Raw genomic sequence first — 13,760 nt, forward strand, 5'->3', positions numbered from 1 at the left:
ATATCCTTTCAAGACAAAGAACGGATGCTTTCTAACCCACGCTCCTTGCGAGGGTGACCGTTTCCGGTGTGCCGCACACGAAGTCCAGCTTGCCGGAAAGGCCAGCTGTTGCCCAGTCGATCGTGGTTGTGACGCCCATCGTCTCAAGAGCAGGGAGCATGCCGACAATGTCCCAGCACGGGATGGAGCGGCCGAGATAGCCGTCAACTGCGCCCTTGGCGACGTCGATCAGCGAAATGACGGACGAGCCGGTGATGCGGAACGCCACATTGAGGTCGTTCATCACCTGGTCGAGCACGCGGAGCGCCTCGTCATTGGGGACGCTTGGATGAATGCCCACGCCGAGGGCCGCGCTGGCGCGCTCAAAGGGGCGCAGAGGGGAGAGCGGCTTGCCGTTCACCGCGGCAGGCAATCCGCCGCCACCGGAGAAAATCTCGCCGCGCACCGGCGTGTTGACGACGCCGAAGACCGGCCACCCCTTATCGAACAGACCGATGGAAATGCCCCAACCGTCGCTGCCGCGCACGAAATTGAACGTGCCGTCGATGGGATCGATGACCCAGGTGCGGCCCGAGTGGCTGGCGACAGCCGCACCCTCCTCGCCGAAAACCCCATCCTCAGGGAAGGCTTTCGCCAGCGCGTCGCAGATGAATTGTTCGACATCTCGATCCGCCGCCGTGACGAGGTCGAGCGGCCCCTTGGCCTCGACACTCAGCGTGGAAAGGCTGCGGAAATGGTTCAGCGCGATCTCACCGGCTTCCTTGGCGATGGATTGCACGCGCGCATAATCATTGTTCAAAACGGAATTCCTTCAATCGTCCAGGTAGACATAACGGGTGTGAACGGCGACGTTGCCGTCCTCGAAACGGTAGACGTAGTAGGCGTAGGGCTCGCTGACGAGGCTGGGTTCATGCGGCGTCGGCGTAAGGTAGAGCGCCATCTGGAAGGCGGGGCTGCCGGCAACGGCGCAATGGGCACCGTTCCAGGTGGCTTGAAAAGGGCGGTGGATGTGGCCGGCCAGAATAGTGAGCGGTCCACGATACTCTCGTACCAACCGTGCGATCTCACTGCGTCCTGCGGTCAATGCAGCCTTGTCGAGTGACTGGATGCCGGAAGGGAAGGGCGGATGATGCAGCAGCACGAGCGCCGGCTCCGTGCCGCCGGCCGGCAGCCTTTCCGCCAACCAGACAAGGCTTTCCGGGACAAGTGCGCCATCGCCGCGCCCCTCGATCAGTGTGTCGAGCGCAAGAACCTTGAGGCCGCCGATGCGGGTCTCGTAGTTGAGATACGAACTATCGGAGAAGGGCAAGCGGTCGGCGAAGGCCGCGCGCAGGGCATACCTCCTGTCATGATTGCCGGGCACCACGAAGACCGGCATGGAAAGAGGCGCAAGGATATCCTGCAGCAGTGCATAGTCCTGTGCCGAACCGCCATCGGTGAGGTCGCCGGTGAGGGCAATGGCATCGAGTCTGGGCGCGAAGGCGGCAAGATCTGCCACGACGCGACGCGCGACGCGCTCGGCATCGAGCCGCACCAGAGGGGTTTCCGGCTTGTCGGAAAAGACATGGAAATCGGAAATATGGGCGATCAGCACCGGGTGAATTCCTTTCCTGCCCGCTCAGCGGATGCCGGCGCGCATAAAGCTCTGGACGAACTGACGCTGGAAAATGATGAAGGCGAGAAGGAGCGGCGCGACGGAAAGCAGCGTCGCTGCCGTCACACGCGCCCAGTCGACACCCTGCTCGACCGTCGCGAAAACCTGCAGGCCCACCGTGATGGGACGGGTTTCGACGGAATTCGTCACGACGAGCGGCCAGAGGAAGTTGTTCCAGTGGTAGCTGACGGTGACGAGGCCGAAGGCGACATAGGTCGGCTTGGCCAGCGGCACGAAGACACGCAGCAGAACCTGAAGCGCATTCGCGCCTTCCAGCCGCGCGGCCTCCTCCAGCTCCTTCGGCACGCTCTTGAACGTCTGCCGGAAGAGGAAGATGCCGAAGGCCGAGGCGAGATAGGGCAGGCCCATGCCGAGGATGGTATCGCGAAGGCCAAGGGCTGCGAGCGTGCGGTAGTTCTCGACCAGCAGGATCTCCGGCATGATCATCAGCTGCACCAGCACCAGCAGGAACAGCACCTCCGAGCCGCGGAACGGGAAGCAGACGAAGGCATAGGCGGCGAGCGTGCACACGACGATCTGCGAGGCGAGAATGAGCGTCACCAGCAGGAAGGTATTGAGGAAGTAGCGCGGGAAGGGCGCGGCCGACAGCACTTCACGGAAATTCTCCAGCGTCAGCGGCGCGAAAAGATCGAAGGTGCTCGATCCCGTCGCGGGATGGAAGGCCGCCCAAAGGGCGAACAGCATGGGGGATACCCAGAGGAAGGCGAGGAACCAGGCGCCAAGTGTCGTGACAGTGCTGGAGGGAGCTTGGGTCGACGTGCTCATCGATAGTGAACCTTCTTGTCGAGATAGCCGAACTGGAAGAGGGCGATGAGGGCGAGGACCGTCAGCAGGAAGACGGTGAGCGCTGCGGCGTAGCCGGTATCCCAGTATTGGAAGCCCGTCTCGTAGATGTAGAAGAGCAGCAGCGTCGTCGCATTGTCCGGCCCGCCCTTGGTGAGCGCAATGACATGGTCGACAAGGCGGAAGGCGCCGATCAGCGCATTGACCAGCACAAAAAGCGTGGTGGGCATGATGAGCGGCGCGGTGACGCGGCGGAAAGTCTGCAGCGGGGTCGCCCCCTCGAGGCGTGCCGCCTCGATCAGCGTCGGCGAGATCTGCTGGAGCGCGGCGAGGTAGAAGATCATGAAGAAGCCGGCCTCCTTCCAGATCGTGATGACGATCAGCGCCCACAGCGCCGTGGAGGGCGTGCCGAGCAGGTTGTTGTGGCCGAGGCCGACAAGGCCGAGCAGCTGGTCGACCGGCCCATAGCTCGGCGCATAGAAGAACAGCCAGATATTCGCGACGGCGACCATCGGCAACACGGTTGGCGTGAAGTAGGCCATGCGCACCAGGCCCTGGCCGTGGATCCGGTTGTTGACGAAGAGCGCCATGGCAAGCGCCAGCGCCATTGAGGCCGGGATCGTGGCGGCGGCATAGACGATGTTGTTCGTCAGCGCCTGCCAGAAGACCGGGTCCTCGATCATGCGGGTATAGTGGTCGACGCCCACGAAGACGGCGGCGCGGCGGCCCTTCGGCGTCGAGAAGAAGCTGTGGTAGAGCGTTGCCAGGATGGGCTGATAGGTGAAGACCCACAGGAGAACCGCCGCCGGCAAGAGCAGCAAGCTTCCGTAGATGAGATTTCGGGACTTGTTCATCTTAGACCTGTCGACGGTTGTCGGCCTCAAGCGGAGGGACGCGGCCTGATCGGCCGCGCCCGGCAGGATGTGCCCTAGCGGTAAGGCTTCAGGATGCGGTCGATCTGGTCCTGCGCCTCGGCGAGCGCTGCTTCCGCCGTCTTGTTGCCCGTCAGCGCCGCCGCCAGGGCGTCGTTGAGGATTTTGGTCGCGCGGGCGTTCTCATGGGTCGAAAATTCCGGCACGGAGGCGGGGATCTGCTTGAGCGCCACCAGCGCCTGCGGTGCTTCCGCGACGTATTTCTTCATCGTCTCGGTTTCCCAGGAGCCGTCGCGCGGTGCGACATAGCCCGTCTGCACGGCCCAGTCGGCGAGAATTTCGTCGGAAGTCAGGAACTGGATGAACTTGTAGGCGGCGGCCTTTTCCTCATCCGAGGCATCCTTGAAGATATAGAGATTGCCGCCGCCAAGCACGGAGGCGGGCGTCGGATGCCCCGGGAAAGGGGCGATGCCGAAGTCGAAGGTGGCGTTCTTGCGGATATTGGCGAGGTTGCCCGTCGTGTGCCAGATCATGGCGACGCGGCCGGCGAGGAAATCGGCCGGCGCCGTGCCCCATTCGAAGATGCCCGGCGGGTGTATCGCATCCTTCGTCGAGAGATCCACCCAATATTGCAGGGCCTCGACGACCTTCGGGTCGGTCAGGTAGGTCTCGGTGCCCGCCTCGTTGACCAGCGTGCCGCCGTTCTGGGCGACCAGCGCGCCGAACAGCCACTGGGCCGAGCCGACATTGCCGGCGATGCCGACGCCCCAGCGCGTCACCTGGCCAGCCGCATCCTTGGCCGTGACCGCCTTGCCGGCGGCGACCATCTCGTCCCAGGTCGTCGGGTATTTTTCCGGATCGAGGCCGGCGTCCTTGAAGGCCTGCTTGTTGTAGTACATCACCGCGGTCGAGCGCTGGAACGGCACGGACCAGAGATGGTCTTCGGTCTGCGCGCTCTTGAGATAGGCCGGCATGAAACCGGCCAGCCAGGCCTTGTCCTCGGCGGTCTTGATGAAATCGTCGATCGGGTCGATCACGTCCTCGTCGATCAGTGTGTAGACGTCGGTGGCCAGCAGTACGGCGACAGCGGGCGGCGTACCGGCCTTGGCGGCGGTCAGCGCCTTGGTCGTCGTGTCATTGTAGTTGCCGGCGTAGATCGGAGCGACGGTGATGCCGGGATTGGCCTCCATGAACTTCTGCACGTAGCCATCGACCACTTTGGTGACGGGGCCGCCGACCTGTACCGGATAGTAGAAATCGATCTTGGTGTCGGCCAACGCCATTCCCGCAGTAAGCGCGATGTAGGAGAAGCCGGCCGCAGCCAGTTTCAGGGCATTTCGTTTGCTCAAAAGCATGGTTCCATCCTCCTCTAGAAGCTGTTCAGTCGGGTGACGTCGTCGCGCCTTGCTCCGCTCGATCTGTCGAAGAAATGCGTCGCCATGGGATCCCAGGCGAGGTGTACCGCCGCGCCATCGGCAAGGCCTGGGCGGCCGGGCACGCGCACCTGAAGAAGCTGGTTGCCGACGCGGCAGGCCAGGATTGTGTCGGCGCCGAAATACTCGCTCGACTGGACGGTTGCCGGCTCGCCGTTCTCGACAAGGCGCAAATGCTCGGGCCGGATGCCGAGGTGCAGGCCCTCGTGCGCGGCGTCGGCGACCGGACGCGTGCCGCCGGCGATGACCGAACCGTCGGGGCCGCCGGCGAGATCGAGGATGTTCATCGGGGGTGTGCCGATGAACTGGGCGACGAAGATCGAAGCCGGCTTCTCGTAGAGATCGCCCGGCGCACCGGCTTGTTCCACGCCGCCCTTGTTGAGCAGGATCACGCGGTCAGCCATGCTCATTGCCTCGGTCTGGTCGTGCGTGACATAGACCATGGTGATGCCGAGGCGCTTTTGTAGCGCGCGGATTTCGCTGCGCATCCCCGCGCGCAGTTTCGCATCGAGGTTGGAAAGCGGTTCGTCGAGCAGGCAGAGCGGCGTCTGCGAGATCAGCGCGCGGCCAAGCGCCACGCGCTGCTGCTGGCCGCCTGACATCTGGCTCGGCCGTCGGTCGAGCAGATGGCCGAGCCCGAGAAGCTCTACCGTGTGCTGCAAGCGCTTTTGCTGTTCGGCCTTGGCGACGCCGCGCACGGAAAGGCCGAACAGGATATTATCGGCAACGTTCAGATGCGGGAACAGCGCGTAGGACTGGAAAACCATGGAAAGATTGCGCTTGGCGGGCGCCAGCGCCGTGACATCGCGTCCGGTTATCGAAATCGTGCCAGACGTCACCGTATCGAGCCCGGCAATCAGCCGAAGTGTCGTGGATTTGCCGCAGCCCGACGGGCCGAGCAGGGCGACGAATTCGGCTTCGCTGGTCGAGAAGCTCACGTCGTCCACCGCCCGGAACGCGCCCCAGTCCTTCACAAGGTTGTTGACCGATATTCCTGTCAAAATTTCCCTCCCCGCCCGGCAAGCCTGCCGGCACCTCAAACGAAGATGAATTTGGACCGCAGATCGCCCGGCAGGGATCGCGTCAGCGGTCGCGTCGCCTCGTTGGTGACGATGTGATCGATCTTCTGCAGCGGCGCGATCACAGAGAGCGCGCTGCGCTGGAATTTGGAATGGTCTGCAACGACGATGACTGTGCGCGCGATCTCGATCATTGCCTGCTGAACGGAGCTGATCTGCGGAGTCGCCGTCGCGATCAGCCCGCGATCCAGATCGACGGCCGTCACGCTCAGGATCGCCTTGTCGACGCTGAAGCGCCGTACGGCTTCCACTGCCATCGGACCGCCTAGCGATCGGTTGAGCTCAATATATTGTCCGCCGATAAAGTGGATATCCCGTGCGCCGCTGGCGGCCAATTCGGTGAGAATATCGGTGCCGTTGGTCACGAAGGTGAGAGACTGGCGTGCCGCCAGGTGCTTTGCGGCCTGAAGCGTCGTCGTGCCGCTGTCGATCATCACAGCGTCGCCCTCGACGACGAGTTCGGCAGCCGCGGCACCGATGCGCGCCTTCTCCTCGATATTCGTGCCCTCGCGCACCGGCGTGCTGTAGTCGCGCGTTGTCTGATTGATGATGGCAGCGCCACCATGCATGCGCTTCAACAGGCCGCGCGCTTCAAGCTCGTTGAGATCGCGGCGGATCGTGGCGATGGATACGTCCAAGACGTCTTTGAGTTTCTGGGCGTCGGCAAAAACCTCGACGCGCAAATGCTCAAGCAGGCGCGCCTGACGAACGGCGGCGGATTTGAGTTCATTCTCAGAAAGAGTTTCGCTCATCGGAAGCCCTCCCAGCTTTCATGATCGAATACAATCTTTTTATGATCTTTTTCGATCTTGTCAAGCGGAGCCTAATGATCTGACCGCACGCAAGCGGTCGTCAATGTCCTTGGATGCCAGGTATGTGCGGGTGGCCAAGTAGTTCGGAATTTGATCGTTATCGATCAATCACCGGCCCGCGATCCATGTGAACGGGCCAATGTCGTGCCCCCACCATTTTGATCGCTGATGCGCGTAGGTGGACCTGCGCGCGTGGTCACGGCCCCATTCCCGAAGATGACGTGGCGACTGGCCGCTGCGTCTGGCGTGGTGGGCGATGCGCATGTTCGGCATGTAGCTGCCAGGTTTGGAAACGAAACCGGTTCGGAGGGTGCATGGACAGTGGCGCGAAGGTGGGTCCGTGCGATCCTCGACTCTTCCACTTTACTTCGTTCCGCCGTCAATTATGAGGAACGCTTGCCGCGCACAGCCTTTCGATAGATTTCGGCATACACTGCCGCGCGCAACGACCGCGCATTGGTATCCGAGGAGGAGATCCCCGCTGAGGAGCTGCAGAACGTTAGCTCTATTCAAAGTGCGGGGTCGAGGCGGGCTCACATCCCTTTAAGAGCAATTCAACAGCGGTGCCGACAGTCGCTGGCATTGCCGCGCGGGAATTGAGCATTGGCCGCCTCAGTTCCGCGTGGAAACCAACAGCGGATGAACGGTCGCAGGAAATTTGATCTGCGTGAGGCACTCAATATCGGAGTGATGTGATATTATCAGGTTTGCGCCAGAGCCAATTTTTGGACACTGATAGACTTCGTGGACCAACACCCACCCCAACGATTTCGGCGTGCCGCTTACTTCCAGCTCAACATTCCAATCACTTTTTTGTGGCCGGCATTTGAAGCTAGCCAACACGCAGCGGGACCTCAATCTTAACCTTCTGGTAACCCTCGGCGAGGCTACAAGGGTGTCTGTCCATACCCTGCCTTGCGGGGTTCCACCTCCTGACGTGCTGGGATCGGTACGATGTATATGGGAGGATTTGCGGTGGAGTCATCCGGATGAACGTCATTTCCAGCGTCCTCAAGCGACGAAGCCGAGTTCATTTCCTTCTGCGCGGGGATCGCTCGATCGTGACCGCTCACGGGTCTCGCACTCACAGGAGTTGTGCGGCGATGAAGAAGCGGCGGCTTGGCGTTCTGATCGCGCTCTTCCTGATGGCGTATCTGGGTATTGGCGCACGTTTGGTTCACTATGGGCTCGCGGTACCAGTCTCCTCGGGTCCGATAGGCATCGTTTCACCGGTAGCGTCTCGCCCGAACATCGTCGATCGCAACGGAAAGCTTCTCGCAACCGATCTCAGGCTCGTATCCCTCTATGCCGAGCCTCGCAGAATCGTTGATGCCGATGAGGTTGTAGAGAAGCTGTCCGCGGTTATTCCCAATCTCGACTGGAAGGCCACCCATCGCAAGCTTCGTTCGGGGGCGGCGTTCCAGTGGCTGAAGCGACAGCTGACACCCCGACAGCAAGCCGCGATCCTGGCGCTCGGAATCCCCGGAATAGGCTTTCGTCCGGAAGTCGGCCGGCTCTACCCGGGTGGCGCAACGGCATCCCATATATTGGGGCACGTCGATATCGACAACCGGGGCCTGGCGGGTATGGAGCGCTATATTGACCGCCAGGGCCTTGCCGATCTCAGAGCGGCGGGAATGACGAATGATGTGCGGCTCGAACCGGTTCGTCTGTCCATCGATCTCAGAGTTCAAAGCATCGTTCGCGAGACGATCAAGGAAGCGATGAGCGCCTATCAGGCCGAAGCAGCAGGAGCCGTTATCCTGGATATATCGACGGGGGAGATCCTCGCAATGGCTTCTGTGCCCGACTACAATCCGAATGAGCCTTCGAGGATGATGCCCAACGGCAAGATCGACAAGGAGTACGAGAAGGGCTGGTTCAACCGAATGAGCAATGCGACGTTCGAGATGGGCTCTACATTCAAGAGCTTCACGCTGGCTATGGGGTTGGATGCCGGTGTGATCAACCTCGACTCAATCGTCGATGCTTCGCGGCCGCTCAGAATGGGGGGCTTTACGATCAAGGATTTCCACGGCCGCAACCGCCCACTTACGGTACCCGAGGTCTTTCGATATTCCTCGAATATCGCCACTGTGAAGATAGCAGACATGGTCGGCATGGATGAACATCAGGCCTTCCTCACCAGGCTGGGTCTTCTAACGAAGATGGAGACGGAGCTTCCAGAGATCGCGACACCTGTACAGCCTCGCATCTGGAAGAAGATCAATTCTGCAACGATCTCCTACGGACACGGCATGGCAACCACTCCATTGCAGACGGCCGTAGCCGCAGCGGCGCTCCTGAATGGAGGCAAATTGATTGCACCGACATTCCTCGCCCGCGACCGGAAAGAAGGTGCCCCTGCCACGAAGCAGGTTCTTCGACCTGAGACAAGCGCAGAGATGCGATATCTTTTCAACTGGAACGGCCTCACGGGCTCTGGCCGCAGCGCCCAGGTGCCGGGCTATCACGTTGGGGGAAAGACTGGAACCGCAGACAAGGTGATCAACGGAAGATATGCCACGGACCTGAATTTCAATGCATTCCTCGGTGGGTTCCCTATGCACGACCCGCGCTATGTGGTCCTGACGATCATCGATGCACCGCTCACAGGCGAACAAGGGCGGCGGCTGGCATCGTTCACGGCGGCCCCAATGGTCAAGGAGATCGTGAGGCGTACAGCCCCACTGTTGGGTGTCCAGCCCCTGTTCGGCACAGATGAGAGCTATTTGCTCATAGGCTACTGATCCATGAGGGATGATGCTGGGTTCGTTTGCGTTTTCCGCTTCTCCTGACGCCAGTGCGTTCAGCATGTCAGGAGGGCGCCTTTGTCCAGAGGTGCGGCGTCGGATAGGATATCGATCAGCGGCGGCTGCTATCTTCCAATGCCGGTGGTTCTCGGCTCGGACAGGCGATCGTTGATGAAGTCAACGGCCTGCTCGACACCTTTCTCTGCTCGAATCGCTGCCCCAAGCTCTGCTGCTCGCGAACGCATGGCGGGGTTATCCATCGCCATGAAGGCGCTGGCGAGATCGTCGACGGTCATTGTTCGCTTGTCCAGCGGTTTTGGGCCGACCCCCAGGGCGTTGGCGCGTCGTGCCCAGAACGGCTGGTCGCCGATGAATGGGCAGATTGCTGTCGGCCTTCCGGCACGCAGCGCAGCACCAGTGGTTCCCGCGCCGCCATGATGCAGGGTGGCGCTGACGAACGGGAGCAGTCTGTCATGAGGCGCTTCAGCGATCATATGGGCATATTCGTTTGATGCGCTCGTTGCCAGTGCTCCACCGGCCGTGGCGAGGAGGCCGCGCTTGCCGGCACGCCGTAGCCCTTCCAGCACGAGCCCCGTCAATCTTTCCGGGCTGGAGCCCGGCATGCTGCCAAATCCGACGTAAACTGGCGGCTCTCCGGCAGCGAGGAATTGAGCAAGTGTATCTGGTGGACTCCAGTCCTTCGTCTCGAGAAACCAGTAGCCCGTAACGATGATGTCTGAACCCCAATCAGAAGGCTTCGGCAGGACATGCGAGCTGTACGCGTAGAGCGTTCCGGCCAGTGGCGAGGCCTTCCTGCGATCGGGCAGCGCGAGCGCCTCGGCACGCCATGCGCGGATCGTCTTGGAGAACAGGATACTGCCCCCATGGATCATCAACGCGTGGCTCAAGCGGTTGAAAGGACCAAGAGAAGCGACGGGTAGAACTGGAGTGGGGAACTCCGTGGTCGGCGTAAAGCCTGGAAGGGGGGATGCTAAAAGGAGAGGTATTTCGAGCTTTGCTGCAATGTGCGGCGCGCCCAGGGTCTTAGGATGAAATATGATCGCTTGAGGCGAGAATTCCCGCGCTGCATTCCACTCTGCGTCCAGCAGTCGCCGGCCGATTTCGCGATAGAATTTCAGGAGCTTGAGTCCTGCACCGAAGCCGGCACTGGATCGTCCAAGTATTGCCTTGGCTTCTGGACTTTCGAGGACGGCGAGAAATTCGCGTGGCAGCGGAGCGAATGCCACACGACGTTCATAGGCCATCGAGGCGAACTGCTCGGGTGCGGTAAGCTGAACGTCGTGGCCACTTTGGACAAGTCCCTTGGCAAGTGCGAGGTAGGGCTGAACATCGCCTCGTGTACCCAGCGTATGGATTGATATCCGCATTGCTCACCCCTTGCACAGGCGTGCGTGATATTCAGCCATTTTCATGCGTGCTGTCCACGTCTCGAAACAGTATATATTTGATCTGTTTCTCGCTACGTCGATATAGGCGCGGTCGCACCCCCGAGCGTGGCACAGTCCAAAGCGACTTCATACTGGGGCCTATGGCCGTCGGTTTACTGGTATAAGGAATGCCGCCCACGATGATCGTAGGCGCCTGCGCTGTTGCCAAGCTGGTCGGTAGCGCGATGATCGCCGCTAGTGTATCTGGAGGGGAGGCGAGCAGGCGTCGCCCTCGCAGGGTGTTTGGTATTTTGGTAAACGCGCCATTGGCAACCCTGCTGGCAATCATCACGCTTCGCAGCTCTACAATCGGCGTCTTGCAGGTTGGTGCAGTGGTGAGCGTTTCAACCGGTATGTCAGGTGTTTTTCTCGGTGGATTTGCCGTTGGGGAGGTAGTCGGAGGAGTACTTTATGGTGCGCTGCGTGGATATAATAGCTCAATAGTGTTGCGGCGTCGCTGGCACGTTGACGTACCAATACCCCTTCGGACCTTGGCGTCCTTATGTGCACGTAAACACAAGCTCTGCCTCCAGCCCGCTATCGGCTTTCCGGTTCCGCAGCGCAAAGCCGATGCGATAGACATCGACGATCTCCCGGACGATCGAGAGACCGAGGCCGGAGCCGGGTGATGCCGTGTCGAGACGCCAACCGCGGCGGGTGAGATTGCCGAGTTCCTGCTCCGGCACGCCGGGACCGTCATCCGAGATCGCCAGATGCAGGCCGGCTTCATTGCGCCACCAGCGGATGTGGATCTCCGATTTCGCCCATTTGACGGCATTTTCGAGGAGGTTGCCGATGAGTTCGCGAAAGTCGGCAGGATCCATGGGTGCGATTTCGGTGCTCCGGCCGTCGATCTCAAACCTCAAGCGCTCACCGGAGCGCGAGCGTTTGAGGATGCGCACGAGTTCGCCGACGATCTTGGCCACGTCGGTATCTGAGCGGCGCAGGTCCGCGCTGGCAGCGATGCGGGCAAGGGCCAGTTCGCGTTCCACATGGCTGCGCATGACGGACGCCAGGTGCTCCAGTTCGTCCGCCATCGCCGCCTCACCCTTGTCGCGCAGAGTGAGGACATCGTTCGAGAGCACCGTCAGCGGCGTGCGCAGGCCGTGGGCGAGGTCGGCCGCGCGCTTCCTTGCCTTGCCCATCATCGCCTCTTGCGTTTCCAGAAGCGCGTTGACCGCCGCCACGGTGCTCTGGAATTCGCTGGGATAGGAGCCGGTCAACTGGCTGGCGCGCCGCTCGCGGATGCGCATGATCCCCTCGTTCAACGCTGCCAGCGGCCGCAGCCCGAGGGTGAGTTGCAGGATCGACGCGACGACGAGAAAGGCGCCGAGCCCGGCGACGGCCGGCATGATGTCGCGGATGAAGGCCGTCTTGGCCTCCTCCAGCGTGCGCGCATCGATGGCGACCGCGATGCGCAGCGCGCGTTTCCCCTCCGGCGCGGCGACCTGCACCAGCCGCTCAAGGACGATCAGCGAACTTCCGGCTGGGCCGGGCAGCAGGTAGCGATGGACCGCGCCCTCAGCGTGCTGGTCGGCGGGCAGGCCGAGGGCCGTGTCGAACAGCGAGAGCGAGCGGATGGTCTGCCCCCGCACATCGTCGACGATCTGCCAGTATAGCCCGCCATAGGGCGTAGCGAAGCGCTGGTCGAGCGGGCTTTCCGGGCGCTGGAGCGTGCCGTCGGCGGTAAAAGACAGCGCGCCGGCCAGCGTGTTGATATGGCTGGTCAACTCCGCGTCGATGCGATTGCGGATGTTGCTGGAGAAAAGCGAGACCAGCAGGGTGACGGTCAGCGTCAGTGCGAGGCTCACGGTCAGCGCGGAAATCAGCAGGAGGCGGCTGCGAATGGAGATAGGCCATCTCATGCGGCGGCGATCCGGTAGCCGTAGCCGCGACGTGTCTCGATGAAGGCCTTGCCCAGCTTGCGCCGCAGCCGGCCGATCAACACCTCCACCGAATTGCTGTCGCGGTCGAAGTCCTGGGCATAGAGCTGTTCGGTCAGTTCCTGCTGGCTGACATGGCGCTCGCGGTTCTGAAGCAGATGATGCAGGCAGCGATATTCGAGTGGCGTCAGATCGACCGGCTGGTCCCGAAGCGTCACCGATTTGCTGCGCGGGTCCAGATGCAGCGCGCCGGCGCTGAGCACGGGGCTCGGCTCGCCGGCGTAGCGGCGCAGGATGGCACGCAGGCGGGCGAGGACCTCCGCGATCTGGAAGGGCTTTGCGAGATAGTCGTCCGCCCCGGCATCGATGCCTTCCACGCGTTCTTCCCAGTTGCCGCGCGCCGTCAGGATGAGGACGGGGAAGCGGCGCCCGTCCTTGCGCCAGCGTTTCAGGATCGTCATGCCGTCCATGGAGGGCAGACCGAGATCGAGGATGGCGGCTGCGAAATCCTCGCTGTCACCGCGATACCAGCCGTCCTCACCGTCGCGGGCATGGTCTACGACATAGCCCGCCCGCTGCAGATGGACGGTGAGGTCGCGGGCGATCAGCCGGTCGTCTTCGACGAGCAGGATGCGCATCATTCGTTCTCGATTTCGAGGATCGTGCCGCTCGCCGCATCCATCTCGATTTCGACGAGCTGCCCCTCGGGCGACAGAACCTTGAATTTATAGAGGAAGCGCCCGTGTTTCCGGCGCGGCTCCACGCGCACGATATCGCCCTTGACGCGCCGGCTGGCGATCTCGCGCAGCTCGGAAAACGGTTTGATCGCGCCCTTTTCTACCGCCTCCTGGATGGCGTCGAGGGTGCGCCCATCCGTGTCGTGGCCATCATCATCCGCATGGGCGACCGCGCCTGCCGAAAGAAGCCCGGCAAGGGAAAGGGCAGCGATGGGCATAAGGAGGATACGCATGATCGAAGCGTAGCACGCCGAGGCTGAAATTTTGCTGACATTTCTCGTCAGC

13 protein-coding genes are annotated in these 13,760 nt (G+C 61.8%); 1 reads left to right on the forward strand and 12 read right to left on the reverse strand.

All coding sequences use genetic code 11. The features are described 5' to 3' along the window. Window positions 1-31: 31 nt before the first annotated feature. The 7 genes from K0P03_RS22875 to K0P03_RS22905 all read right to left on the reverse strand — a co-directional run bounded on the left by K0P03_RS22875 (window position 32) and on the right by K0P03_RS22905 (window position 6,594). Window positions 32-799, reverse strand: a complete 768-nt coding sequence (locus K0P03_RS22875; RefSeq protein ID WP_023513596.1) for an inositol monophosphatase family protein — start codon at window positions 797-799, stop codon at window positions 32-34. Between the two features lie 12 nt (window positions 800-811). Beyond that, window positions 812-1,594 carry a metallophosphoesterase gene (locus K0P03_RS22880; RefSeq protein WP_130520747.1) on the reverse strand — a complete coding sequence of 261 codons (783 nt, stop codon included), beginning with the start codon at window positions 1,592-1,594 and terminating at the stop codon, window positions 812-814. A 24-nt stretch (window positions 1,595-1,618) separates the two neighbouring features. Beyond that, window positions 1,619-2,440: a carbohydrate ABC transporter permease gene (locus tag K0P03_RS22885; RefSeq protein WP_023513594.1), complete on the reverse strand. Its 822-nt coding sequence runs from the start codon at window positions 2,438-2,440 to the stop codon at window positions 1,619-1,621. Further along, window positions 2,437-3,312, reverse strand: coding sequence for a carbohydrate ABC transporter permease (locus tag K0P03_RS22890; protein WP_272790715.1), 876 nt, complete (start codon window positions 3,310-3,312; stop codon window positions 2,437-2,439). The genes K0P03_RS22885 and K0P03_RS22890 overlap by 4 nt, the downstream gene beginning before the upstream one ends. 74 nt (window positions 3,313-3,386) lie before the next feature. Next, entirely contained in the window at window positions 3,387-4,685 is a 1,299-nt protein-coding gene (locus K0P03_RS22895; RefSeq protein ID WP_272790716.1) for an ABC transporter substrate-binding protein, read from the reverse strand. A gap of 14 nt (window positions 4,686-4,699) precedes the next feature. Then, the gene (locus K0P03_RS22900) at window positions 4,700-5,764 is read right to left on the reverse strand and encodes an ABC transporter ATP-binding protein (RefSeq protein WP_272790719.1); all 1,065 of its coding nucleotides are present in this window, start codon (window positions 5,762-5,764) and stop codon (window positions 4,700-4,702) included. A 35-nt stretch (window positions 5,765-5,799) separates the two neighbouring features. Further along, window positions 5,800-6,594, reverse strand: a complete 795-nt coding sequence (locus K0P03_RS22905; protein ID WP_272790720.1) for a DeoR/GlpR family DNA-binding transcription regulator — start codon at window positions 6,592-6,594, stop codon at window positions 5,800-5,802. A 1,049-nt stretch (window positions 6,595-7,643) separates the two neighbouring features. Between K0P03_RS22905 and K0P03_RS22910 the strand changes: the two genes are divergently transcribed. Further along, window positions 7,644-9,404 carry a peptidoglycan D,D-transpeptidase FtsI family protein gene (locus K0P03_RS22910; protein WP_037408253.1) on the forward strand — a complete coding sequence of 587 codons (1,761 nt, stop codon included), beginning with the start codon at window positions 7,644-7,646 and terminating at the stop codon, window positions 9,402-9,404. A gap of 128 nt (window positions 9,405-9,532) precedes the next feature. On the opposite strand, the gene K0P03_RS22915 is transcribed toward K0P03_RS22910, so the two are convergent. The 5 genes from K0P03_RS22915 to K0P03_RS22935 all read right to left on the reverse strand — a co-directional run bounded on the left by K0P03_RS22915 (window position 9,533) and on the right by K0P03_RS22935 (window position 13,708). Then, a complete protein-coding gene (locus K0P03_RS22915; protein WP_130520753.1) occupies window positions 9,533-10,795 on the reverse strand; it encodes a glycosyltransferase in 1,263 nt (420 codons plus the stop codon). Window positions 10,796-10,798: 3 nt separating this feature from the next. Beyond that, window positions 10,799-10,930 carry a CGNR zinc finger domain-containing protein gene (locus K0P03_RS22920; protein WP_081870569.1) on the reverse strand — a complete coding sequence of 44 codons (132 nt, stop codon included), beginning with the start codon at window positions 10,928-10,930 and terminating at the stop codon, window positions 10,799-10,801. 425 nt (window positions 10,931-11,355) lie between these two features. Next, complete coding sequence (locus tag K0P03_RS22925) at window positions 11,356-12,720, reverse strand: sensor histidine kinase (protein ID WP_023515906.1); 1,365 nt, start codon at window positions 12,718-12,720, stop codon at window positions 11,356-11,358. Then, window positions 12,717-13,376 carry a response regulator transcription factor gene (locus K0P03_RS22930; RefSeq protein ID WP_037406526.1) on the reverse strand — a complete coding sequence of 220 codons (660 nt, stop codon included), beginning with the start codon at window positions 13,374-13,376 and terminating at the stop codon, window positions 12,717-12,719. The genes K0P03_RS22925 and K0P03_RS22930 overlap by 4 nt, the downstream gene beginning before the upstream one ends. Beyond that, a complete protein-coding gene (locus tag K0P03_RS22935; RefSeq protein WP_023515908.1) occupies window positions 13,376-13,708 on the reverse strand; it encodes a PepSY domain-containing protein in 333 nt (110 codons plus the stop codon). Before K0P03_RS22935 ends, K0P03_RS22930 begins: the two co-directional genes overlap by 1 nt. Window positions 13,709-13,760 lie beyond the last annotated feature (52 nt).

Source organism: Shinella sp. HY16 (assembly GCF_028534175.1).
In the GTDB taxonomy this organism is placed as follows: domain Bacteria; phylum Pseudomonadota; class Alphaproteobacteria; order Rhizobiales; family Rhizobiaceae; genus Shinella.

Coding starts and splice junctions, on each gene's coding strand:
- K0P03_RS22885 (WP_023513594.1), bottom strand. CDS start 2,440: ATGAGCACGTCGACCCAAGCTCCCTCCAGCACTGTCACGACACTTGGC.
- K0P03_RS22890 (WP_272790715.1), bottom strand. CDS start 3,312: ATGAACAAGTCCCGAAATCTCATCTACGGAAGCTTGCTGCTCTTGCCG.
- K0P03_RS22895 (WP_272790716.1), bottom strand. CDS start 4,685: ATGCTTTTGAGCAAACGAAATGCCCTGAAACTGGCTGCGGCCGGCTTC.
- K0P03_RS22905 (WP_272790720.1), bottom strand. CDS start 6,594: ATGAGCGAAACTCTTTCTGAGAATGAACTCAAATCCGCCGCCGTTCGT.
- K0P03_RS22910 (WP_037408253.1), top strand. CDS start 7,644: ATGAACGTCATTTCCAGCGTCCTCAAGCGACGAAGCCGAGTTCATTTC.
- K0P03_RS22915 (WP_130520753.1), bottom strand. CDS start 10,795: ATGCGGATATCAATCCATACGCTGGGTACACGAGGCGATGTTCAGCCC.
- K0P03_RS22925 (WP_023515906.1), bottom strand. CDS start 12,720: ATGAGATGGCCTATCTCCATTCGCAGCCGCCTCCTGCTGATTTCCGCG.
- K0P03_RS22930 (WP_037406526.1), bottom strand. CDS start 13,376: ATGCGCATCCTGCTCGTCGAAGACGACCGGCTGATCGCCCGCGACCTC.
- K0P03_RS22935 (WP_023515908.1), bottom strand. CDS start 13,708: ATGCGTATCCTCCTTATGCCCATCGCTGCCCTTTCCCTTGCCGGGCTT.